General features: G+C 59.7%; 18 protein-coding genes. 13 read left to right on the top strand and 5 right to left on the bottom strand.

The window, feature by feature from the left end; genetic code table 11:
- Window positions 1–318: 318 nt before the first annotated feature.
- Together MVA47_RS00585 and MVA47_RS00580 are read left to right on the top strand one after the other, a co-directional pair.
- Window positions 319–1,311, top strand: coding sequence for a polysaccharide pyruvyl transferase family protein (locus tag MVA47_RS00585; protein ID WP_308280448.1), 993 nt, complete (start codon window positions 319–321; stop codon window positions 1,309–1,311).
- Window positions 1,312–1,474: 163 nt separating this feature from the next.
- Window positions 1,475–2,683, top strand: a complete 1,209-nt coding sequence (locus MVA47_RS00580; protein WP_247206308.1) for a lipopolysaccharide biosynthesis protein — start codon at window positions 1,475–1,477, stop codon at window positions 2,681–2,683.
- On the opposite strand, the gene MVA47_RS00575 is transcribed toward MVA47_RS00580, so the two are convergent.
- Together MVA47_RS00575 and MVA47_RS00570 are read right to left on the bottom strand one after the other, a co-directional pair.
- Window positions 2,624–3,292 carry a DUF998 domain-containing protein gene (locus MVA47_RS00575; RefSeq protein ID WP_247206307.1) on the bottom strand — a complete coding sequence of 223 codons (669 nt, stop codon included), beginning with the start codon at window positions 3,290–3,292 and terminating at the stop codon, window positions 2,624–2,626. The two genes, MVA47_RS00580 and MVA47_RS00575, sit on opposite strands and share 60 nt — an antisense overlap.
- An 89-nt stretch (window positions 3,293–3,381) precedes the next feature.
- On the bottom strand, window positions 3,382–4,644 hold the full coding sequence (locus MVA47_RS00570; protein WP_247206306.1) for a hypothetical protein: 1,263 nt from the start codon (window positions 4,642–4,644) through the stop codon (window positions 3,382–3,384).
- Between MVA47_RS00570 and MVA47_RS00565 the strand changes: the two genes are divergently transcribed.
- The 4 genes from MVA47_RS00565 to MVA47_RS00550 all read left to right on the top strand — a co-directional run bounded on the left by MVA47_RS00565 (window position 4,626) and on the right by MVA47_RS00550 (window position 10,549).
- Window positions 4,626–6,008 (top strand): glycosyltransferase family 4 protein, encoded by a 1,383-nt coding sequence (locus tag MVA47_RS00565; RefSeq protein WP_281504542.1) that lies wholly within the window; start codon window positions 4,626–4,628, stop codon window positions 6,006–6,008. The two genes, MVA47_RS00570 and MVA47_RS00565, sit on opposite strands and share 19 nt — an antisense overlap.
- Window positions 6,005–8,002: a glycosyltransferase family 2 protein gene (locus MVA47_RS00560; RefSeq protein WP_247206305.1), complete on the top strand. Its 1,998-nt coding sequence runs from the start codon at window positions 6,005–6,007 to the stop codon at window positions 8,000–8,002. Before MVA47_RS00565 ends, MVA47_RS00560 begins: the two co-directional genes overlap by 4 nt.
- Window positions 8,003–8,473: 471 nt before the next feature.
- Window positions 8,474–10,321 carry a serine/threonine protein kinase gene (locus MVA47_RS00555; RefSeq protein WP_247206304.1) on the top strand — a complete coding sequence of 616 codons (1,848 nt, stop codon included), beginning with the start codon at window positions 8,474–8,476 and terminating at the stop codon, window positions 10,319–10,321.
- Window positions 10,322–10,549: a hypothetical protein gene (locus MVA47_RS00550; RefSeq protein ID WP_247206303.1), complete on the top strand. Its 228-nt coding sequence runs from the start codon at window positions 10,322–10,324 to the stop codon at window positions 10,547–10,549.
- A gap of 58 nt (window positions 10,550–10,607) precedes the next feature.
- Here MVA47_RS00550 and MVA47_RS00545 read toward each other — a convergent pair whose 3' ends face one another.
- From MVA47_RS00545 to MVA47_RS00535, 3 genes are all read right to left on the bottom strand, one after another.
- Entirely contained in the window at window positions 10,608–11,402 is a 795-nt protein-coding gene (locus MVA47_RS00545) for a family 16 glycosylhydrolase (RefSeq protein ID WP_247206302.1), read from the bottom strand.
- A gap of 216 nt (window positions 11,403–11,618) precedes the next feature.
- On the bottom strand, window positions 11,619–12,875 hold the full coding sequence (locus MVA47_RS00540) for a lipopolysaccharide biosynthesis protein (protein ID WP_247206301.1): 1,257 nt from the start codon (window positions 12,873–12,875) through the stop codon (window positions 11,619–11,621).
- A gap of 136 nt (window positions 12,876–13,011) precedes the next feature.
- Entirely contained in the window at window positions 13,012–13,386 is a 375-nt protein-coding gene (locus MVA47_RS00535) for an Lsr2 family protein (RefSeq protein ID WP_247206300.1), read from the bottom strand.
- Between the two features lie 1,292 nt (window positions 13,387–14,678).
- On the opposite strand from MVA47_RS00535, the gene MVA47_RS00530 reads away from it, so the two are divergent.
- The 7 genes from MVA47_RS00530 (at window position 14,679) to MVA47_RS00500 (ending at window position 23,858) form a co-directional block, all read left to right on the top strand.
- The gene (locus tag MVA47_RS00530; protein ID WP_247206299.1) at window positions 14,679–16,427 is read left to right on the top strand and encodes a S8 family serine peptidase; all 1,749 of its coding nucleotides are present in this window, start codon (window positions 14,679–14,681) and stop codon (window positions 16,425–16,427) included.
- Between the two features lie 546 nt (window positions 16,428–16,973).
- Entirely contained in the window at window positions 16,974–17,513 is a 540-nt protein-coding gene (locus MVA47_RS00525; protein ID WP_247206298.1) for a wax ester/triacylglycerol synthase domain-containing protein, read from the top strand.
- Between the two features lie 85 nt (window positions 17,514–17,598).
- Window positions 17,599–18,381 (top strand): WS/DGAT domain-containing protein, encoded by a 783-nt coding sequence (locus tag MVA47_RS00520; protein ID WP_308280447.1) that lies wholly within the window; start codon window positions 17,599–17,601, stop codon window positions 18,379–18,381.
- A 232-nt stretch (window positions 18,382–18,613) separates the two neighbouring features.
- Window positions 18,614–19,489, top strand: coding sequence for a glycosyltransferase family 2 protein (locus MVA47_RS00515; protein WP_247206297.1), 876 nt, complete (start codon window positions 18,614–18,616; stop codon window positions 19,487–19,489).
- 8 nt (window positions 19,490–19,497) lie between these two features.
- Window positions 19,498–20,289, top strand: a complete 792-nt coding sequence (locus MVA47_RS00510; protein WP_247206296.1) for a glycosyltransferase family 2 protein — start codon at window positions 19,498–19,500, stop codon at window positions 20,287–20,289.
- Between the two features lie 241 nt (window positions 20,290–20,530).
- Window positions 20,531–21,397 (top strand): glycosyltransferase family 2 protein, encoded by an 867-nt coding sequence (locus MVA47_RS00505; protein WP_247206295.1) that lies wholly within the window; start codon window positions 20,531–20,533, stop codon window positions 21,395–21,397.
- 1,147 nt (window positions 21,398–22,544) lie between these two features.
- Window positions 22,545–23,858 (top strand): hypothetical protein, encoded by a 1,314-nt coding sequence (locus tag MVA47_RS00500; RefSeq protein WP_247206294.1) that lies wholly within the window; start codon window positions 22,545–22,547, stop codon window positions 23,856–23,858.
- Window positions 23,859–24,021: the final 163 nt, after the last annotated feature.

The raw sequence follows: 24,021 nt of genomic DNA, 5'->3' as shown, positions 1-24,021 counted from the left end.
TGGACCGTTCATCTCTTTGCACTACTCAGGAAGCACGCGAAACGTCTCGCCTGGGTGTCCTCACCCCCAGTCGGCACGTATTCGATTGCGCCGCAACGTGGACCACGAGGGCCAGCTGCAAAGCTACTCCGGCACTAAGGATCTGACCGTAAAGATCAGATCTGAACCCGACGATGGCACAGATGATCTTCACGGTCATAACTCTTGTGCCAGGCGAAGTAACAATAGGCTGACACCCACCGACGTTCCACCAGATGTGCAGGGCAAATCAGCCGAATTGATTTGATACTGAACATTTCCGATGAAGGGAATCAATCAATGGCCGAGGGGGCCCAAGGCGCCGCGTTCACTGCGGAGTTACGTAAGCAGGTTGTCACCGGTCTCGGGCACATGTTCGGTGACGCCGAGTCAAGTGTGTGGATAGATTTTTCCGATCACTCCAACGTTGGCGACTCTGCGATATGGCTGGGGCAAGTTCAAGTGATGCAAGAGCTAGGAATCGAGATCGCTGCCGTTGTTCCCACCGCCGCGTGCACCCTGGCAGTCATCGAGCCAACGTTGAGGCGGTTTCCTGACGCAACGGTCGCCATTCAGGGCGGCGGGAACTTCGGCGGCCTGTACAGCAATCACCATCAAGCACGGCTCGCCGGCCTACAGGCAAGCGCAAACCGAACAGTCGTGCAGGCACCACAATCGGTGCATTTTGTAAGCGACGCAGCCAAGGACGAGCTCCGGCAGGCGTGCAGAGCGCCCGGCCGCCTTGCCACTGCCGTGCGCGATGAGTTCAGCCTCAAGCGAATGCGAGACCTCGACCCCGCGGCGATTCTGTTGCCCGACATCGCACACTGCATCGCCCCTCTTACAGCTCCGCCCCCAGTCAAAGCTGTGCAGATCCTGCGGCGAACAGACCGCGAAGCCCCTCCCGCGCAAGCGACTGGTCTTCAAGGCAACCGCGACTGGCTACGCGATGACCGCCTGCAACGGCTGGCATGGAGCGCACGATCGGCTACCTACCGGGTGCCGGCCGGACGATCGGTCTTTAGCCACGTTCCCCCTGCGGTATATACCCGCATCGCACAACGCCGAGTGTCTCGCGGGGTGGCCTACCTGGCTAAAGGACAGACGATCGTGACCGACCGCCTACACGCGATGATTCTGGGATTGCACATCGGTCGGCGCGTCATCGCGGTCGACAACGCCATCGGCAAGTTGCGCGCCTACCACCACACATGGCTCGAACCGTTGGGGGCGCCAGTCACATTCGCCGGCAGCTGGGACGACGCTTTACGTTTGGCGCGGAGTGACACCTAGACCCGCCGATGCCGGCGGCCGCCATCGCCGGCTTGAGGACAACAACAGCGACTTTGCTGCACCGAAGTTGCCCTATCCGGCGAGTGCGCCGCCAACTCGTAGCGCTGACGAACTGCGGCCGCCCGGTGGTTCACGCAATCTGGCAATCAACTCGGTATCCCTGGTGGTTGCCGCACTCGCCAATGCCGCTCTCGGCCTGATTTTCTGGGCAGCCATCGCGAAGCTGTTCGAACCGACAGTTGTAGGGGCAGCATCGGCAGTTATCACCTCGTGCGTGGCGGGTTCTGCGCTGTCGAACCTGTCAATCGGCGCGATGTTTGAGCGGTTTTTGCCATTGACCGGCGACCGCCGTAGAACCTACGCGGTGGGTGGGTTCGCTACCGCCAGTCTGTCAGCGTTGGCTGTCGGGGTGGTATTGGGTGCCGGTCTGTATCTCATCGGAGGCGTGCTGACCTCAGCCTGGCAGATCGCCGCGGTCGCGCTGTGGGTACTTGTCCTGGGCTACTTCAGCCTGTCTGATCAGTTGGCGAACGCATTGGGCGTGGGAAGGTGGGCGGCGGCGAAGAACATCTCGCACGCCACCGCGAAGTTGGTGATGGTCAGCGTCCTGGGCATACTCGGGGTGACTCAATCGGACACCATCGTATTGTCGTGGATGGTTCCGGCGGCGGTCGCCGTAGCTGTGCTTTTGACTATGCTGTATCGGCGTGCGGGAAAACCGGCCACCGTCTCGTCACCGGCGATCGGACAGCTTCCCTCGCGACCTGAGCTGGCGCGTTACTTCGTGTCCTCGTACGTATTGGTGGCTCTGAACTCGCTGGCACCCACCGTCGTTCCGCTGGCGATCGTCGCTCTGCTCGATACAGAAGCGAACGCGTACTTCGCGGTGACCTGGGCCATGGTGGGCGCGATCTTCATCTTGATGGCCATGCTCATTGGCCCGTTCGTGGCTGAGGTGGCCACCGATTTTACGAACGCGCCCAAACTCATTCGCACCTTTGCGACGTTGATCCTGGTGATCACCGTCGGCGGAGCCGCGGCGCTCGTGGTGGTTGGACCATTCCTCCTGAGCTACCTCGGCCAGGACTACCGCTCGCAGGGCATGACACTGCTGGTTTTGGGTGCGGCTACGTTGCCGTTTATGGCGATCAACATCTTTTATGCCGCTTTGGCTCGGTTGCGCCAGCGACTCGGTCTCGCGATCGTCGGCAGAGTCCTGGCGGCACTCGGCGCCATTGGCGGCGCGTTCATTCTGGTCGCCGACCTGGGCATTGCCGGCGCAGGCTATGCATACCTCGCTGGTGAAGCCGTGTCAGCGACGCTCCTGATCATTCCGTTGTGGCGCCTGCTCCGTGGGCCAACGCTGACCTGAGTACACGCTGGGGGGCGATGCAATACGGGGCTGTGCCTGCCGGGCCGCGCCGTACAGGGCGCACGCCAACGCCACGATGCTCAGCAGAGTCGAATACACCAGGAACCGCTGCACAAGACCACGAGCGTCGTCGAGGTTGGTTTCGGCCAGACCTGAGGCGTGGACCACCCAACTTGAGCTGGCGATGAGCCCAAACAGTAAGGCCACGATGCCGGCGGGTGAGGGTCGGGTTTGACGCACCACGCGAGCGCTCGCGATCACCAACGTCACTGGCGTGGAGGCAAAGAAGATGTTCGCAGCCAGCGAATGAAGCACGACATGTGAGTCCAAAGGCAAAAACGCCAATCCGACCAAGCCAGCAGCACCAACAACCAGAAGAGCTGCCAATACGGCATCGAGTGCACCGCTTCGCGCCCAACAGATCGCGCCCACCGCCAACGACAGCCCAGCCACAGCGATCGACGCGTTCATCAGCCACGACAAGTTCACACAACCGGCCAGTGCACTGCACTGACCGGTTCCAAGTTCACTGATGAACTGCCCGCTCCGCGAATATCTTCCACGCCACCCGGCGATCACGATCGTCTCGACAACGAAGACCTGAAGCATCGATATCCATAAGATGGCGGCCACACGCGTTGCACCCGGTATCCGGGGTGGTGGCGTCCCTGGGTGTAGATGGCGGGGTGCGGACATCCTTAAAGATCCTTGGCTGACAGCAGTCGTACCGGGTCAGAGACAGCGTTCGTCATTGCCTTCTGAATCAAGTCGGCAGAGAACACGTTGTGGTGAAAGCATGCTGTGTCGGTGGCCCCACCGGTCAGTCGACCGCTGGTGAAGGTCACTGCCTCAGGTGTGGGGGAGTCAACCATGGCGCAGTACTGCCGCTGTGTGGGATCGGTGGTCGTCCACCCAATAGCTTCGAGCTGTGGTGCGCTACCCATGTCAGTGAACGCCATCTTCGGACGAGGAGATGCCGGTGCGTGCAACTGACCAGCATGAGCGTTCTGTGACCGGGTTAGGCGGCGACTCATGGCCACCTTGGCTGCAGTGACCGCTAGGTTCGCAGCAGGTCTGCCTTGCGCCGCTACCGATCGCATAGCAGCTGCCAACTGCAGTGGATCGCCCGGATTGTCTAGGGGCACTTCCAAACCCGCAGCGAAGTTCGACAGGACGTGGGCCTCCTGCGGTAGGTACCGCCGGCCATCAAACAGAATGTGCACCGTTCGATACGGGTCAAGACCGACTTCACGCAACGCGCGCACTTTAGCCGCCATCAACAAAGCGGCCGTCGACGTCTTCAAGTTGTTCGATTTTTTCCACGCCGCCAATTCCGCGAGCGTGTCAGCGGTGCCACGCGCATAGGCGGCAGTCGGGGCGGGCGTCCACGGGACCGTCGCCGGCTGCGACTGCTCGACGGGGGACTTCTTCGTTGTCTCCAGAGGCAGCCGCGGGTTGGCCTTAATCGCTCCCAACAGAGCTTGAGGTAGCGCGCGCGCCCGAGCCGGCGGCCGCTGCTGCCAAGCGGGTATGACGCCGGTACGAGTGGCATCTGTCAACGCAAGGCTCAGGTCCAACGTCAACCGGCCGTCGCCCAGTCCATGCTCAAGGAACACGAACAGCCGATCACCGGCAATGGTGACCCAGATCGGCAAAGATGTGTCCCGCTCAGCGATCAGCCGCGTCATGGTGGCGGACAAGTCCTCATCACTTACTGGATCAATCTCGGTAACTGAGCGAAGCAACCGCTGAGGATCAAAGCGCCATTTCGTCGTCGCTGGGTCAGCGACCAACCCGACGCGGCCCTGGGGGCCGCTGCGCGACAACGTTTCCAAGGCCGCAATCAGCCCCTCTCGCCCACCGAACTCAACGGGCCCATATGCGGACAGAGTCCATGATCCAGCGCGCGCAACATCGAGATTTGAAACGCGATAAGTCGTAGATGGCGTGCGATCGGCCATGGGTAAACACCCTTAGAGTCGGCGCAACGGGGCGCAGGTCAACGGAGAACTTTCACACACTGAATCGGCCATCAGGTGCGAGATGGAGTGTATTGCTATGTTGGCCACGACGCGGCACAAGGGCTGCCGCGTGCGCAGGATCACTTTCAATCGCCCACAATCCGGTCCTGCGATCGCCGAACACGGAGTCTTTGTTGCTAGATGTTCTTGCGTTGACATTGTCGGAGAAACCAGTGGGCACTGACCACAGCCTCCGCAATCTCGCCCTGCCACTCAAGGCAATGAACATCCACGTGACGTTGGCTGGCCCCCCTGATACTGCTCTGCAGCAGTGGTGGACCAAAGCCGGATTGTGGTACTTGCCCCTGGAGATGGCTCCGCGGTCGGGATTTCGGCCCAGCGGGGAATCCGGATACCTACCGGTGCGACAGATCGCCGGCCAAGTACCTCGAACGGCGGCGTCCGTACGAGCCATCGGACGCGCAGCCCGAGATTTTGATGTCATCCATTCCAACTGGCTCTTCAGCCACATCGATGCCGCCATAGCGGGCCGGCTCACCCGCACACCGGTCGTTCTCGAGCTTCATGACCTAGTCCCAGAAGGTCCCGGCCGGCACGCGGTGAGCGCGGCCGTGTCGACGGCGACACACAGCGTCGCCGTCAGTCATGCAGTGAAGGGACAGTTGACCTCCACGGCCCAAAGACGGACTTCTGTCATCCATCAAGGGGTCGACGGGGAACGGTTCCATCCATCACCGCGCCATGATCACGACGTGCGCCACCTACTCAGCGACGGCAATCCCACCCGTTTTCTGTGCGCGGTGATTGGCAGACAAGATCCGAACAAAGGTCTGCACACCGCGATTGAAGCGGTGGCCCAGTTGCGGCACGCAGACCTGGACGTGCACCTAGCGCTCGTCGGTGCGCCAGGGGAGGATTCCGGCGGCTACCAACAACAGATGCGCCAACTAGCGCAACAGCGCCTCGGTTCTGCACACACCTTTCTCGATCATGTGACCGATGTCTCACGACTGCTCAACTCTGTAGATGCTGTGCTCGTACCGTCAGTCGATGAGCCCTTTGGTCTGATTGCCCTGGAGGCCCAAGCGAGTGGCTGCCCCGTAATTGCCAGCGACAGTGGAGGATTGCCCGAGTTTGTTCGCCATAATGAAACCGGGCTTATAGCGAGAACTGACGATGCCGATTCTTTCGCCAACGCCCTACGAATCCTGGTGACTGACCGACCAGTCGCCGAGCGACTCAGTAACAATGCGCGCGTGGCGACCGAAAAGACTTATCGCATACAGCAACGTGCTGACGCGTTCGCCCTGCTCTATCAAAAAGCAGTTAAAGGATCTCAATGACGGCCCCTGTGTCGATTTCTGTTGTCGTGTGCGCCTACACACTGGATCGACTGGAGCAGCTGACTGCGGCCATCACCAGCGCACGAACCCAACTCCACGACTCCGACGACCTCATTGTGGTCATCGATCACAATGATGAGCTGTTCGAGCAGATCACCCCGCTAGTTTCCGAACAGCTTCGCGTCGTGCCAAACGACCACGCCCAAGGACTATCGGGTGCACGCAACACCGGGGTAGCGGCATCAACAAAGGACATCGTCATTTTCATCGACGACGACGCGGTCTGTCGTAGCGGCTCACTCGAGGCGCTTCGATCGCGGTTCCAAGCACCGAACGTGCATGCAATCGGTGGGGCCGTCCACCCAACGTGGGAGGGCGGAACGGCACCACCATGGTTCCCTCCGGAGTTCGGGTGGGTAGTGGGTTGCGACTACACCGGCCTGCCTGACCACGGCGCCGCCATTCGTAATCCCATCGGAGCAGCCATGGCCTGCCGTCGACAGTCGTTGCTGCGCGCCGGCGGGTTCGACAGCGAACTCGGACGGGTAGGAACGTTGCCCGCCGGGTGCGAGGAAACCGCCATGGGAATCGCCATCCGACGCGAGATAGCCGGGGCGACCATCGTGCGTGACGTCGACTTCGCCGTCGATCACTTTGTTCCCCGTAGCCGCCAAACCCGTAAGTATTTCACCAGCAGATGCCTCCACGAAGGCAGATCCAAAGCGGTACTGGCTGGGATCGCAGGAACCGAAGCAAGTCTGTCGTCAGAGAAGGCGTACGTGTTGCACACGCTGACCCGAGCCGTAGCTGCTGGCATTGCCGCCACGGGACGGGGAGACGCAGCAGCTCCCAGCCGCCTCGTCATGCTGTTCGCGGGGCTCCTTGTTACCGCCTGGGGCATGATCAGTGGCCGGCTCCTGCAGACGCCCCGTTCCAGTCGTCGCCGTTCCGACGGCACCACGACCCTCGCCCCCACCCGGACTGCCGTTCGCGAGGGCGAGCTGGTGTCGGCCGTCATCCCCTCTATTGGCCGCGACACTCTGGCCGACACTGTTCGAGCCCTACTGTCACAGGATTACAGTCCCCTCGAGGTGATCGTGGTCGACAACAGCCCTCACACCGGCCGCGTCCAGAAGGTCCTCCAGAATGTCCGCGATGAACGACTGACCATCGTCGCCCAACCCACCAAAGGGGTGTCTGCAGCACGCAATGCCGGCATCGCCCATGCCCGCGGGACACTCATCGCCTTCACCGATGATGACGCCAACCCGATGCCGGACTGGATTGGCGCTCTGATGGCCACCTTCGTCGCAGATCACACCAACACGGTGCACGCTGTCACCGGGCGAGTAATTGGCATCGACATGGACACCATCGAACAGCAGTGGTTCGAGAAGGCCGGCGTGTTCGACAAAGGGGAGACACCACTGGTGTGGACCACCGGCACGAGTCCTCTGGCCGGAACCCTCGGCCAGGCCCCCGACAGCAGTGTGTTCTTTCCGTACACCTGTGGCGAAGTCGGCAGCGGCAACAACGTCTGTCTCCATCGGACCGCCATCGACCTCGTCGGCGGCTTTGACGAAGTACTGGGCGCCGGCACGCCAACCCGTGGCGGTGAAGACCTCGACATGTTCCGACGCATTCTGGAAGCCGGTTGCACCATCATCTACCAGCCGAAAGCTGTTGTTGGTCACCACCATCGGCCCGATATGCAAGCGTTGAGCGACCAAATGTTCGGCTATGGGGTCGGAATGTCAGCAGTACTAACAAAATTAGCTGTCACAGGAGCCCTAATCCCTGTCCTCCAACGCATCCCCGCAGGCGGTCGATACCTGCTACACAACGATTCTGACCGCAACGCCCACCGCCCAGAGTCCATGCCCCGGTCGTTGGTATGGACCGAACTTCGTGGCTACATCGCAGGCCCAGCCGCCTACGCGCAGTCCTCGATCGCCACGGTGATCCGTAAACGTCGGGGCGCCCCACGTGCATAGTGACGTCGTGACATCCCCGATCTGGGTTTCCCAACCCCCGACCCAGCCACAAACTGAACCGCGTCGTCGCGGTGCGTCGCCGTTGACTCGTCGAGCGTTGTGGCTTTCCCTCGTGGTCGCACTGTGCACCATCGGCGTCACACTGCTTTCCGCCGCCGGCGAACAGGCACTGCTCCCCGCACCGGTGCGCGCGATCATCATCGTCGCGGCAACCTACACGCTGCCAGGCCTGCCCATCGCAGCGATGCTGCGTCTACCCGGTGTAGCCCTCACTACTGTGGTGGCCGGCCCACTGTCATTGGCAACCACAATTCTCACCGGGCAAACACAAATTGTCCTGTCGTGGTGGCACCCCATCCCCGTGCAGCTGACCGTCGCCGTCGCCGCCCTGCTTTTGGCTTTGGCAGGGCTACTCACGATCTCCGGCCCCCGGGGCCCAGCGATGCGGATACCCCGAGGATCTTGGGAATCATGGAAACTGCGTCTCCCGTGGCTTGTCGTTGCCGGGGCAAGTTTTGTCTTTTTGCTCTGGCCGTCCGATCCTTTGACCTCGAGGCAGCCGATGCTACCGGCATCATCACCCACGTCGGCCCGTACTACGTCATCGCGCTGCTGCTGATCAACATTGCAGTTGTACGGCTACTTACCAGCACAGCGATCGACGTTCCCCTGGCATTGGTCGTCGTGGCCGGAGTCGTCGTGATCACCTCAATGCTCACGGCCCTGGCATCTAACGCTGCGTCATTCCCCACCGCCTTTGTCCATCGTGGTCTGATTGAGATACTGACCACCGCAGGGCAACTCCCGCCGCCCTCGGACGCACGCTTTAGCTGGGCCGGGTTCTTCGCCGGCGCCGGTCAAATGGTTGAAGCCGCCGGATTCGCCACTGCAGATCCGTTCTTGATGTGGGCGCCGGTGGTCAACGAGCTGACCATGATCGCGCCGCTTTTGTTGATCGGGCGATTTATCAGTCCCCGACCGAAGATCGCCTGGCTCGGGGTCCTGATCTACAGCTACTTCAACTGGTACCAGCAAGACTATTTCGCACCGCAGGCCACAGCGACGTTCATGTACACCTCAATCGTTGCCCTCCTGCTGTGGCAGTACAAAGCCAGCAGGCTTCCCACCCGTCGTATCTCACGACACCGCGCGCCCAGCCGGGCCCGTTTTCTCACTGTCGTGCGTCGAACCCCTGGACGGGTCTGGGCCCGTGGGCCGGGATGGACACTAGCCGTCGAAGCCGTCCTCGTCGTGGTTCTAGCGGCCATGGTTGTGGCACACCAACTCACACCCATAGTGACAATCGCATCGTTGTTGATCTTCTCCGTACTCGGAGCAACTCGCTACCGATCATTGTGGCTGGTTGCGCTGGTGCTGTTCGCCGCGTGGTTCAGCTTCGGCGCATCGGATTATTGGATCGGCCACATCCACTACCTACTGGGCGATGTCGGACAGGTGCAGAGCGCTGTGGGTGGGGGAGTTGCTGACCGCCTGGGCGCTGATCCCTCCTACCAGAACATGCAGTATCTGCGGTTGCTCACCTCTGGAGTTCTCGCAATCGTGGCCGTAGCCGGATGGATCATGATCCGCCGTCAGCGAGGATGGTTACTTATCGGCCTGCTCGCCGCGTGCCCGGGCGGGTTAGTACTCGTTCAAAGTTACGGCGGCGAGGTCATCATCCGATGCTTCGTCCTGTCCTCACCTTTCCTGGCACCTCTGGCCGCCTGCGCGATCGCACGCCTACACAGAAAACTGATTGGCCAGCGGCGATCAAGGACCTTCGCCTACCAGCCTTTCAACGCTGGTGGCGCACCGACGCCGGACTCCTCCCGCCCCCAACCGTCACGTCTGCGATACGGCGCAGTGGCTACTGGTGCCACCGCGGTGCTCGTGTTGCTGTCGCTCGTGCTGACTGCCAATCGCGGGCTCAATACGTCATTCGAATACACCCGCAAGGCGCAAGAGAGGATCGGCTCGCACCTTTTGCAACGAGCGCCCACCGACACCACCATCATGGCGTGGGGCCCATCGCCCACCGTAGTTGGACCACGCCTGTTCACCGAGGTCGACATCAGCCGAGTGGGATCGCTGGAGTGCCTCGATGACCTGGTCGGTTGCACTCTCGACGAGAACCCTGATTACGTGTTCACGTCGGACCAAACACGGGCGGCTTTGATGTACCAATACGGCTACCCCGGCTCACGCTTAGACAACGAAATTAAACAACTGTTGGACAGCGGAGAGTTTACAATTATGTACCGCGGCAACGGAATTGTCGTCCTCAAGCGGCCTAACGTGCCATCGATCGAGGTGGCCTAGATGTTTGCCGCTTTCGAATCGTGGATCTTGAACCTGTTCGCTGGAGTGGCCTGGGGCATCCGCATCTACGGCAGCCACGTGCTGTTCGGCATCGCCGGAGTGCTCTTCGTGGCCATGATGGTGTGGCGGGAAGTCAGCGTGCCCCATGAAGGCAGATTCGGGCGAGACCCGGTGGCTAAGCTGCTTTTTGTGCTGCTGCTGGTGGTGCTGGCGGCGCAGGACTATTGACCGCCTATCGAATATTCTCGAACGCCATCTAGTCCGCTATTGTCGCCGCCACCTATGGTCACCAGCCGGGGGCGTACACGGTGACCCAGTCCACTTCCATGGCAGCGTTGCTGGGTGTGCCAGCTCGCGGGCACGTAGTGCCCAAATTCCACTCGGCGATCCGCTGACACGCACCGGCCTCGAGCTGCACGCCGAGCCACATTGGCGTCGCCGGCACCCGAGCATCGGACCACTCGCTCCAGATCTTCCCGTTCATGGTCATCCGTACGATGCCTGGACCCCACTCGACACCGACCACATTCCACCGGCTGAAATCGCCATTGATGCCTTGCATCACTCGACCTTGGCTGCCATTGGCGTTGCGATAGTGCACCGCGGCCGAAGCGGTGGCCCGCGTGCCGTCGACGCTTTCGAGGAAGTCGATTTCTGGTGGCCAGACCTCGTTCTTGGGCCAAAGCAGGAGGTGGAAGCTGACCTCATCGCTCTTGTCGACACGGAATCTCATTTCCCACTTGCCGTACTGCTGGAACACAGTGTGGTTGGAGACACCGCCGGTGAGCCAGCGTCCGTTCTGCAAGGTCGATCCCAGTCGCAGCTTGCCATCACCGACACTTACTTGCGAAGGATCCCACCAGCTGTTCGGATTGCCTCCTGGCTGGCCGGAGTACTTACCCCACGCTGACCCCAGGTCGCACCGGTTGAAGTCATCGACAAAGATCTGGCGCCATCCCGGCCAGGCTGTGATGTTTCCCCGGGGCGCGGCCGTCGTTCCGGCGCTGGCCGTGCAGGTCGCGGCACTCGCAGGCGAATCTTGCGCGCTCCACGCAAGCACCGCCGCTGCCAATGCGACCACGACGAGCAAACTACTGACCCTGACTAACAGACGTCGAATCATGGCGCGGCCTCTGTCTTCTGCGATCTCAAAAACGGACAGTTCTATGTTTAGCACTGTCTGGTTACTGACGCTGAAGATCAGTTTGAAACATTTGAGGGCGGCAGGGATGGCCTTTGGTCAAACAAGGGTGTTCATTTACCGCTTTTTTACAAGGCGGCAGCTAGTAAGTCGTCGCTAGTTTGCGGACTTCACGTTTTGCGCGCGGGTCCTGTTGACGCCGACGGCCAGGGCGGCGAGTGAGAGGACGGCAGATACGAGCTCGCCTGCCAGGAACCATCGGCCCACCTCGGCCAAACCCTCTCCGCTCGTGCTCAGAGAGATGCCGCCGAGGATGATGGCTGCGTTCAAGGTTTGTATCGCGACAGCAAGTCGTAGTCGTCGGGTAGCCCGCGCAAACGCTTGGTAGATGATGTAGATCGAAGTCAAGGGCAAAACTGCAGCAGCGTAATAGAGCAGGACCGCACCGTTCGAGCGGTAGTCGTCGCCGACCACCCCGAGAATGAACGGCCCGGCGGCCGCGAGACCCACGGCTCCCAGACAAGCCGCTGCGCCCAACAGGAGCGAGAAACGCTTGAGTAGCGCTAGCTGCTTGGCCGGCTCTGCGCTCGCCGCTTCAGCGACAAACGGCCCGATCAGCATGTGCAGAACGATGACTCCCGCGCTGACCATCGACCATGCCACAGCAAAGTAGGCGTTCTCTGACACCCCGAACTGAGCGACGACCAGCAACGGGACAACCAGCGGCACAGCCGTGCCGACGGCGAGAATCCCGACCGATCCGGCAAAATAAGACCACAGCTCGCGCGAGCCGGGAAGTTCCGCTGCCCGCTGCAAATCCACGGTCTGCGTGATGCGGCGGCGGACAACTATCGACAGAGCTGCGAGCCCGACAACAGCAGGGATCCACCATGACCCGACGATTGCCCAGGTGCTTGTAGAAAACACTGCGAAGCAGATGAGTATCACTAGCTTGCTCACCGAGTGAAAAACGTTCTTGTATGCGCTCCAACGGGCAACTTGCAGCCCGGTGACGATGTGGTCCTGGAGCGCGAACGCCGTAGTCACCACACAAAAAACGAGAAACGCGACGACTTCGGTGCCGCCTGTGAGTAATTTAGCGGTAGGACCTACAACAAGAATGAGAGCAGCGGCACCTACCGAAAACACTGCTACGGCTAGCTGACCGACGCGAATGACGCTGCGGCTACGACCATAGGCCAGGGGTAGAAAACGCTCGTAGAGGGCTCCCACCGAACTACTCGAGAGCGTGGCCAACATGACAGCTGTGTTGATCAGAGCCGACGCCGCACCCAGTTCGTTAGCCGGATACAGCCTGCCGGCAGCGGCCCAGAAAACTAAGCCGAGGACTCCTGTTACGGCCCCTGCTGCAACAACGGCAACGAAATTTGCTGTCAGGTTCTGGTTGGCCATGTCACCTGAGGCAACCGGCGTTTTCGCCGCGCCTGGTTCTGTCACTGGGACAGTCTATGAGTATCCAGGGTAACCGCGCCCCCTGATCTGCAGCTTCGCTGCTTCCTGCAACTTCCTGTGTTAGGTCTTGCAGGTTCTACGTGCTCGCGTCGTAGTAGGCGTCCATGATCTCCTTCGGAATTCGGCCCCGGATACCAATGTCATACCCCTGCTCGCGTGCCCATCCGCGCACCGCAGTAACCGACCCGTCTACTTCAGTGGCGGCCGATGCAGCGTTAGAGCGGCGATACTTGGGTGCTGTGGACCGTCTGCGACCACCGACCCGAGTCGACTTCGACAACAGAGTTGCTACAGACACCTCACCCGCTTCGATCCTCTCCAAATTAGTTGTGCCGGTGTCGATCACGTAGTCCACGCCGAGCCATGCCCATTCAACGGTGTGGAGATCATCGATATCGATTGGACTGCCGTCCAAGTCGTCGTAATACTGCACGACAGTTCGCTTCGCCATGCGACTAACGATAGTCAACAACGGGCCGATTCGGCGTCCGAAAAGACGAGACGTTTAATCTCATGTCCATTCCACGGATGACACGCCACAACTCTCATACACTATCGTTGGCGTGGGGCCACGGATAGTTCATGGAGTGTCGGTGATGTCTGAAGTGTGTTGGCGGTGCGGGCATCCGCTCACCGCGCATAAGCACTACCGCCGAGGTCAAGAGTGCAGCCTATGCCAATGTCCTGACTACACCCGCTCTCATTGGTATGACCGCCTCCGGCGGCCCTTTCGTCGCAGGGATTAGCTCGGTATCCGGCAATCCTCGATGTCGGATCGGGGCATCGAATGCAACCCATCGAGGTCGTCTGGCTCCTGGCATCCAGACGCGATCTTGCTACCTCACAAGATCGACGACTGCGTGAGCGGTGGCCAGTGCCCTGTGGTGGCCTATACGTCCGGCCGCTGCATGGCCGACGCGGATGCTCATCTCTCGTCGGACGTTCCATCCCCGAGATGGCGCCGAATCCCGCCCGGCGCACGTGCCGTCGGCGCGGCGAATGGTCGCCAACCATCTACAAGGTTCAGTTGCACAGCGTCAACCGCTTCGCCATATACGTGCTGCACGCACACTGCTGTCAGGAGACTCCGAACGCCGGGGGTCGCTATCGTTCGCATAAACAGATGAACCCCGCCTTAGCTAGCCTGCCCGGTCATCTAGCCTGCGGTATCGTCCTTAACTTAGGTAAAGCTGACGATTGCTCCACGGGACTAGGAACCAGATGACAAAGGCCAGTGTCACTTCGCTCTGCGACAGACGCCCCTAAATGCTGAACTCAGAAACAGTCAAGCTCATATCGCGCCGGTTGACTCACTTAACCTTAGTTGTTGCGACAGTTGCATGCCTTTGCGGCCCGGCTGTTGCATCTGCAGCCCCCATTGACCTTGGGCCATTGCTTCCAGGCGGAACAGGCAGCAGCGATGGCCCAGGCTCATCCGGAGGAAATGGCACGTCCGGGGGGTCCTGGCAAGCGAGCGAAGTCGCTCTAACTATCGCTGAAGGGTCGGTCGACACTACGCAGCTGGTCTGGACGTCCACGGCGCAGCCACGGGGTCAGCTGAACGCAAGCATCTCCGGTGCTTTGGCGGGCGTAGCGAGAGTTGAACCGGGGGTGGAGGCCACAAACGGGGCACTCAAGTTCCCGGTAGTAGTCACTATGCCTGCGCGTGCAGATTCTGAGTATTCCGGGTCGGTACAGCTGAAAGACGGAGATACACCAATCGGGCCTCCAGCAACTATTACGGTGACCACCAATTTCGGAAGCGCCACCACTATCCCTGATGATCTGGCGTCTCCTGCACCCGATCGAATTGTCTCATTCCAAAAGGCCGAACGGGTCGGCGACGAGTTGTTGGTAACAGTGGACCCAAGTCAGCAAGCTAGTATAATCCGCAGCATTGCCCTCGATACCGACGCCGTAATATATGGCGCGGACCAAGATAACGGTATGTTCCAATTGCGATATCGCGGAAAAAATCCCGACGACGTTGAGCTGCTAAAGAACACCGTCAGTCAGCATCCAGGGGTCCTCGATGTATCAAGCAACTACATAGGATACCCAGAAGAGCTCCCGAATGATCCCAAGAATCTTCCATGGTCAGAGGTCAACGACAGCAACTGGGGATTGCTCCAAATCAACGCGCCAGCCGCATGGAACGCGTTCAACAACACGCAATACCCCGAGACGAAAGTCGGTATAATCGACGTCGGGCCAGTTTATCACCAACATGAAGATCTCCTCGCACCCATTGCTGGCTCCGTCCATAATGGTACTAACATCGATTTCGCCAAACCTGACCAACGCGGCAGCCATCCAAGTCACGTTGCCGGCATCGCATGTGCAGCAAGTAACAATGGTTTTGGAATTACCGGGGTCGCGCAAAATTGCGATTTACGCGACTACTACCTGCCTGGTGCGGCCGAATCAAGCGACTTCACTCACCTAGCTTACTATCTAAAAGCAATGAATAGCGCAGGTAAAGACAGGCCGCGCGTGGTGAATCTAAGCGTTGGTTTCCATCCAGGAACTTTCCAGAGGCCTTATAAATGCCCTGGAGGGGACAACGAGAACGAACTGACCTTGACGAGCGCAGCCAAGGTTGAGATTGAAACGAAACTCTCAAGCGTCGTCAGAAAATATCCTGATACGCTCTGGGTGGCCGCAGCGGGAAATGCCTGTATCAACGTAGGAAACTCATTCCCAGCCGCGCTAGCGGGCCACCCTGACCCGTTGATAGCGGACAGGGTCGTGGCTGTAGCAGCATCAACCCGCACGGGTGGATGGGCTTCTTATTCGAACTTCGGTAATGGTGTCTCGCTAGCAGCACCCGGCGGCCAAGGCAGCGGCAACGATCTGATACTCAGCACGACGCCTTCTTGCGCTAAAAACGCACAGAAGGCGGGGGCGCTGTCGTGCTCTTCGGCTTACACAAGTAAGGCAGGCACCTCCCAAGCAGCCCCCTACGTCACCGGTACGGCAGCACTCGCTTTCAGCGCACAACCGACGGCGACACCGGCACAAGTAAAGCGATGCTTGGTAGACGGTGCCGAGTCTGGGGGGCGCTGGGTGAGCCGAGCTGACGGCCAAAGGCATTACATCGTCAATGCTTTAGAAACTATTCTCTGCGCCAGAGGTGAGCCAAGCCCCGGGGGTGGCGGCAACGGAGATTCTTACCGGGCCGAAATCCTGCCCTTCACATTCGACGAGGATTACGGCGCCCGTGACGTGGATTTCGATCCGGCGGGCAATTTTGTTGCTGCTCAACAATTCTTCAAATTGCTGAAACTCACTAGAGACGGCAAGTCGCAAACAACTTTGGCGCACGAAGAGATATTGCAGCCGTGGTCAATCGCCCATGACCGTTTGGGTAATGTATTCTACACGGATCTAACCAGTCGAAGCATTTACAAACTGGCTGTTGACGGGTCGGCGCCGCTTTTAATTTATTCGTTTCCCGGCCAATTCAGCCATTTGCACTGGCAGTTGGTCTAAACAATGAGCTCATAGTGGGCTCCGTACACCCCGGCAGTACATCAGTCGAAATGGATATCTGGAAAATCAACCCACTTGCGCCTAACCAGCTCGAGCGGCTCCCGTTTCCTGTCACACAAATCAATGATTTAGCCGTAGGACCCCTCGGGGAGATCTACGGAGCAGGTAGCGCAGGAGTGTGGAAACTAGCGCCGGGAGAAACCAATGCGGTCCTAACGCAATTCCCGCGAAGTGCAAGCGGCGTGACCGTAAACCCAGCAGGCGACATCTTCGTTGCATACCATGCAGACGGCCTTGGGACCATCTTGAAGTTGGATTCTGGCGCCACAACGCCCTTTGCGTTGCAAATTGATGCTCGCACGCCACTCGAGCCCGAGCGTCTAGCCACCAATGGCCGCGGCGACCTTATTGTCGCCGAGTGGACCGCTGGACCTGTATTTATCCTCAGAGGCGCAGCGAACTGACAGCGAATTCCGGTCGGGAACTCGTGTGAGCAGCTAGCTGTTCGTGGCTTAATATTCAGTTCTCAGTGAAGGCGGAACCGTAATGAAGTCGATTAAGTTTGGGGCGATGCAGCAGCTCAACGCCAGCGACGCGAGATGGATCTATCTCGACGCCCCCGAGTCGCCTGGGCTGATGGTCTCGGTTTACGTCTTCGCGCCCAGGTGCGGTAATCGAACCGACGAGCACGCAGTCGCGGACTACTTAACCGTCAGAGCACGGTCCATCCCGGTGTTTCGGCAGCAAATTCTTCGGATCCCCTACGACATTGACCATCCCTACTGGGTCGAAGCCGGCGAGGTTGCGATGTCAGAGCATGTTACTTCTCGTAGGCTCGCCGCTGGCTGGGAACCACTGTGCGATGCAATCGCTGCTGTGGCATCTCAGCCGCTCAACCTAGATGAGCCGCCGTGGCGCCTTCACGTTCTAACCGATCTGACCGACATCCCAGGTATCCCAGACGGGTCCGTAGCAGTTGTGCTTCAGCTTCATCACTCGATGACCGATGGCCTTGGCGCCGTTGAGATAGCGCGTCTGCTGTTCTCGACTGAACTCCCCCGCAGCTCGAATCAAATAACCCAGTGAGACCGACCCCTAGCCTTCGCACGCTTCTGCTCGTTCGCGGGGTCGCGAGAATCCCGTTCGGTTAGGCCGGCTAGCTGCTGGTTTCATGGCTACTGCTGTTGCGTCATCTCAGTCACGGAAAGAGGCAGCCAGCGGCATGTACTCATTTCCTACCCCTGTCCCGCGCTGGGCTATCAACGTCGACACAGTAGGACGCGCCCGCGTATTCGATGCGGTGACCCTACGCCTCAGCGCGGTGCAAACAGTCACAACTGTCATCGAAGGGGTCACTGTTAACGATGTAATGCTAGCGACTATTGGGGGTGCCTTGGCGAATTATCTTTCAGCGCGGGGCGATGCGATGACGTCCTCCTTGATGTGCAGTGTCCCCACGGTCGCCGCCGGCCCCCGTGTGCCGGGGGCACGAAACCACACAACGTTCTTGTTGGTGAACCTGCACACCGACCTGCCCGATATTGCCGAACGGGCTCGCGCCATTCGCGCTTCCATACTCTCCGAGCGACGGCGTAAAGCGAGCCGTGCAGTCCAGCGCACAGAGCAGTTCGCTGATCTCCTACCCGCCATGACTCACCGAGCTCCCCGCCGTCCTCGCCGAGCTGCGCAGTCAACTGTCATTGCCAACACCGTTGTTTCGACCGTCCCCCGAGGCTCGGGTTTGGAACTAGCAGGCATGCCGGCACACACGACGTTCGGTGCACTTCGGATCTACCCCGGGATAGGGCTCGCCCACATGATCAACACAATCGACGATGTCCTGACAGTCTCCGTTACAGCCGACCCGGCCGTCGTGTCCGACCTCGACCACTATGTCGCGATTCTCCAAACGGAGTGTGAGGTTCTGCAGGCGGACGGCCAGTCGACAGCCTAAATCCACCGTGGACGGCCTCTTCGAACACACTTGCACCAACACGTCAACCGCAACGACAGAGGCGTCGTCCGAGACAACCGCGTCCACAATTACACTTTCACGCGAACGGACTACAAGTACAGACAACCAACGAGGTCAACCGGGCCGATTTAAACGCGCTGTACGTTACGGCTAAGGTGCATCTGGCCTGCCGCCTCGCCAGCTCCTCGGATGCGGTGTTACATTACGCCTCGTGGCCACAGAAGTCAGTGTCGTCGTACCCGTGCACAACGAGGAATCGACAATTGTTGCATGTCTCAATCACCTTGTCGCCCAAACTCATCCGATCGCCGAGATCATCGTCGTGGACAACAATTCGGACGACTCGACTCGTGAGCTGGTGGAGTCTTTCGCCAAGAACCATGGCAACGTCCGCCTACTGACAGAGCCTGAACAAGGTGTAGTCTACGCGCGGAACCGCGGATTTAATGCTGCCAAATGCGAAATCATTGGTCGAATCGATGCCGATACCCGCGTACGCCCCGACTGGGCAGAAGCGGCAGTTCGTTACTTTAACAATGACGCGGCCGCCGACTGCGCCATGGTAACAGGATTATCTTTGCTCTACGACGCACCATTTCAAAACTATGCCGCACGCCAACACCGCAAACGCTGCCCCACCCCACGCGAATGGCCAACACCAAGTGGAAACAATTGCTTCATCCTGAAATCCGCGTGGGAATCGATTAAAGACTCCTTAGATACGCGGCTCGATATTCACGAAGATGCAGCCCTAGGGATCCGTTTGCGTCAGCAAGGTTGGACCATAATGATGCTTCCGGATCTAGTCATAGAAATGTCGCCACGGCGTTTCGTTGTGCCGCCGTGGAAGGGTTTCGACTACTACCGCGCTATTGTGCGAACTCACGAGGCGATGGGCCAAATCGAAGACGCTAAAAGGATCCGCAGGACCATGCCTCTGGTAGCTGTTGTCGTCACTGGATTGTGGATCGTCTATGGCGGCTGGGACCCTATGAAGAGACGCTGGCGGATAATGGAGCTGCTGACTAACAAAGGTGGACGTGTCTCACCGGTGACCTCATCGCCGGCGGCTGGACAAGCTCAATGAGCCCTACCTTGCTGATCGGCGTCCCGGTCTACAAACAGATCGAACTAACCCACGCACTGGTCCTCGACCTTACCCGCGAGGAAGCAGACTTCGTCATCATCGACAATGGCGGCGACTATGTGCCGCTGGCGCAGGAGCGTGTCATCTCTGCAGACACCAACCTGGGCTGGGCGGGCGGCTCGAATCTCGCGTTCCGGACAGCGTTCTCGGAGGGATTCGACTACGCGATGACGCTAAACAACGACACACGACTGTCTCAAGGCTTCGTCTCTGGTTTGTTAGATCGCCGGCTTCCAAAGGATGCGGGCATCATCTGCCCTGTATACGACGATTGCTTCAGCTACCCGACTCTCGCGTCTGTCTACCGCGGTGCCGCCGTCGACTATAAACCAGTCGATCGTTATCGGACATTACCCGTCGCAGACGGTACGGGAATGGTAATCAGCCGAAAGGCGTGGGTTGCGGCGGGGGAACTGGACACACGGAGCTTTGGCCCGTTTGCTTGGGGCGCCGACGCCGACTTGTGCCTCAGGGTGAGGCAAGCCGGCATGGGCATATACGGCACCGAGATGTCTTACATGAACCATCTGGGAAAACGAACGGTTCTGGCAGAACATTCCAAATTTGCGTATCACGCGAAGGCGGGATGGGCCATGAGTCGAGGCATGCGCAAGATATATGGGCGGGATTGGCGAACAAAAGTAGATAAAGCCACTACCGTTCCGGTCCACAGTCTTGTTAATGACGCGCTGGTGACCGAGCATGTGCCTGCCGACATCATTGCTGCGTACTCCAATTAAATTTGGTTGACCTGTAACGCAATAATGCGTTGCATGGTGGTTGCGGTGAACGTAGCTGCAGCGTTACCCACAGTATGGGCCAGTGCATCAACGCCTCACCTAGCGGGGGAGGAGGCAACCTGGTACAGCATAGTGCGCCTTGGCAATCCTACGCCGGGGGCGCTAGTTACTTCGCCCACGGCCACGTGTCATCACTTTGGACCACTGCTGTTGGGTAGCAAACATGTAATACTCCTGTTTCATGACGTCCCCCACCTTGTCGCTGGTCATTCCTGCGTACAACGAAGCCGATTCGATCGGTTGGTTACTCGAGTCCCTGATGACCGAATTGGACCAGCTCGACGAGATCATCGTCGTCGACAACAACTCCACAGATGAGACGCCGCAGATCGTCGCCGGGTTCACCGACCGCATCCCCCAATTGCGTGTCATCACCGAGAAGCGGCCAGGCGTCATCGCCGCGCGTAATGCAGGTTTCGACGCCGCGACCGGCGACATCATCGGAAGGATCGACGCCGACGCCAGAGCGAAGCCCGGTTGGGCCCGCGCGGTCCGCGAGTTCTTCGCAACTGCCGACGAGACAATCGGTGCGGGCACCGGCTTCTTCGACCAATACGACATGCCTCTGCAATGGGTGCACAGGAAGTTGCTGACGGTCGCGCTGAAATCGGCCGACAAGAAGGGCGGCGACCTTCCGTCGCTGTTCGGCGCGAACATGGCGATCCGCCGGACGACCTGGGAGCGCATCCGCCCGATCCTGCTCGACCAGAACGGTATCTTCGACGACCTCGACATCACGTTGTGTGTGACCGAGGTCGGCCAGCGAAGCGTGTTCATCCCAGGCATGGACATCAGCGCCTCGGGACGCCGCATGCTCTCGAGCGTGGAGGTGTACCGCAAGTTCACCGACTACATGCCCGCAACCTATGAGGCACGCGGCATGCACGAGCAAGCTCGCAGGTCTGTGGCCAACGTCCGGACGATGCGGGTGCTGCATCGCATCTTCTGGCTGCCGTCACGTGCGTGGGATCCGGTCAAGGGCCGGTACTCGCTGAAACAGCTGTTCTCCAAACACAAGACGAGAGTGCTTCCGTACGCGTCGTCCTGACCGCTCGTTGTCCAAGGTCCGTGAACGCAACAGGCCGCGGGACGGGTCGACCAACACCGAATGCGGCCGACGCGTCTCCAATGGCCTGCCGGCACTGAGAACACCTGAATCGGGGGCGTGGCGACAATGGTTGCATCAACCGCACACCTGGCTGCGGTCCGTCAGGAGGACTTACGTCGGCTGACCACGAAGTGCGTCTGAGCGCGAACACATAGCCATGCGCGGCCTTGACATCAACTTTGATGTCAAGGTCGACGGCCGTGTCCTGGGAACGCTGAGCGTCTCGTAAGGGGGGTCTTGAATGGCGGCCCAGGAATCATTCCAAAAAGGGCCGAGGCACGATTCCCATGGACTGGGAGGAATTCGCTGATTGGGCTCAAAGCTGATCAGGTCTATGGGGTGAGTTCGCCTCACCGTCCCACGGTCTCGCTGCCTTGACATCGTCGGGGGACGGCCCCGCGCGGGCATCGAGAGCCTGAAGGCCGCAACAGGGATCGAACCTGTCAATACTGTCTAGTAGGGCTAGCTGTAGTCCGATCGTTCGATTGGAGGAGCTCACGCCCCCATGATCTGATTGCGGGGGGCGGGAAGTGCACAGAGGGGTTACAAATTGAAGGTCCACTCGCTCCGCGCTGTCTGCGTGGTGCTACTTCTAGGGTTCACGCCCTTTGTGCAATCAGCAGCAGCCATCGCCGCTCCGAGCGATATCGCGCAGGTCGAGAGTAGCGAGACGTCACCGGTACCGTTTGATGTCACCGCTGGCTCAAACGCCTCCGATGTCGCCACCATTTCTGAGACATCGCCGACTGTCGTTCCCACCTCTGACGCGGTCGGACAGCCACAGGAGTCAGGGGCACCGGACACGTCCGAGACGGGGACGCCGGCTCCAGCCGGAGAACTCACCACCCCCGCGCCAGATACTGCTCCCGACGACGCGCCAGTCACGTCAGTGCCGGTGGCTGAGCCTGCCGATCCGAATTCGGAGGAGTCGAACTCAGACGACTCAACGTCGGCCGATCCAAAGCGACCCGATGCGTCGACGATCGCCGGCCTGCCAGACTCAGGATCTGGTCCTTTTGCAGCAGCATTAGTGCCCGGAGTAGCGGCCCGCAGCAGTGTCACTGTGCCGACATCTAGCGCCGACCCCGTGGCCTGGACGAATACCACGAGCGATGCGGTACTGGTCGAGAGCATAGTTGACGGAGTTCTTACACGATCCGTTTATGGCGCCGGTGAAACCTTCTCGATACCAGGATGTCCTGTCACGGCGAACGAATGCAATGTTGGGGTCTTTGCCAACGGTGGCGGGGGATCAGACCCGATTATCTACCGCTCGTACCATAAGCCTCCTTTTACGCTCGACACCGGAAACTACGCCACAAACTCTTTTGCATCCGGACCAGGTTTTGCCCCGGGACTTACGAACGCACCGAACGGGATGTCGTATAGCAACAACACAGGCCAGTCTGTAACAGTTGTGTTTGACAACAACACAGCAGAAGGACCTAAAACGTTCGTCGTTCCGCGGGGGAAAGCCGTGACCTTGCCTCTATGTGACACTGAAAATGGATACGGCTGCAAATACATCGTGGGCGTCGGCGAATACGATATAACAGACCCAGAACTCACCTCGTTCAAGATGCTAACTGTGACTGACGTGGACCGATACGGCTCCACGTTCACTGACGTAACGGGGAAAGGTGGACCGTTTGCAGCAACGCCGGCAGGAATCACCTACACGAACACTTCCGGAAAGTTCGAACAAGCCATCTTTCAGGACCACGCCTCAGGTCATTCAACACTGGTCAACCTGCAACCAGGGGACACAGTCATGTTCCCGAAATGCACGCTGATGGCGGGTAATACATGCGCATATACAACCGGGCCGCCGGACGAAGGCTACTCCACCCTCTATATCGAGGTAACCGACTCTCTCGTAGACGGCTCACCGACCCCTACGAAGACACCGACCCCCCGACCGTCGACGAGCTCTCCAACGTCGCCCGGCGGTTGGTCCTGGCCGATCAGGGGCGGGACGACCCCCCGGGGGTCCACGCCGTCAAACAATGGATGGGCTGCCCCACCGGAACAGCTCGATCTGTGCGCTCAGATTTCAGGGGCGGCGAAGGCACTCGGCAATTCACAGCTAGCGAATATCGGGTACGGCTGCAGCGGGGTAACCATGGGGGTGGCGGCCGGCCGCGGAAACAGCGGCGGCTTCTTCGCGACTGCGATCGGTCTAGGAGCCGGTGCTGTTGCAAATAAGGTGCCGTACCTGCCTGGTGTAGCGATAAATGTGTGGGCCTACACTGCCGGCCAGGCCGCGCAAACCGATTGGTCATCGTTTGGTAACACTGCCCGATACGCAGCCAAGAACCCCGGCGTAGTCGTTCAAGAAACCGTCAAAGCAACAGGTGTCGTGCTGAGTAACATCTGGCCAGCTTTCCTACCGAAATGGTGACCGCTGGGAAGCACGTGAGGCAACGCGTAGGACGTGTCTTCGGTGGTGATCGCATCCGGCTATCATCACGCCGCCGGAGTCGTATGCTACGAGACGCTTCGTGCCTGGCCTTAGCTGCGACGGCACTGCTGGTCGGTGCATGTGCATCATCGACGACGAAGCC

Source organism: Williamsia sp. DF01-3, from assembly GCF_023051145.1.
Lineage (GTDB): Bacteria > Actinomycetota > Actinomycetes > Mycobacteriales > Mycobacteriaceae > Williamsia.
Note: the sequence above shows the minus strand (reverse complement) of the source record. Positions and strands in the feature narration are given on the sequence as shown.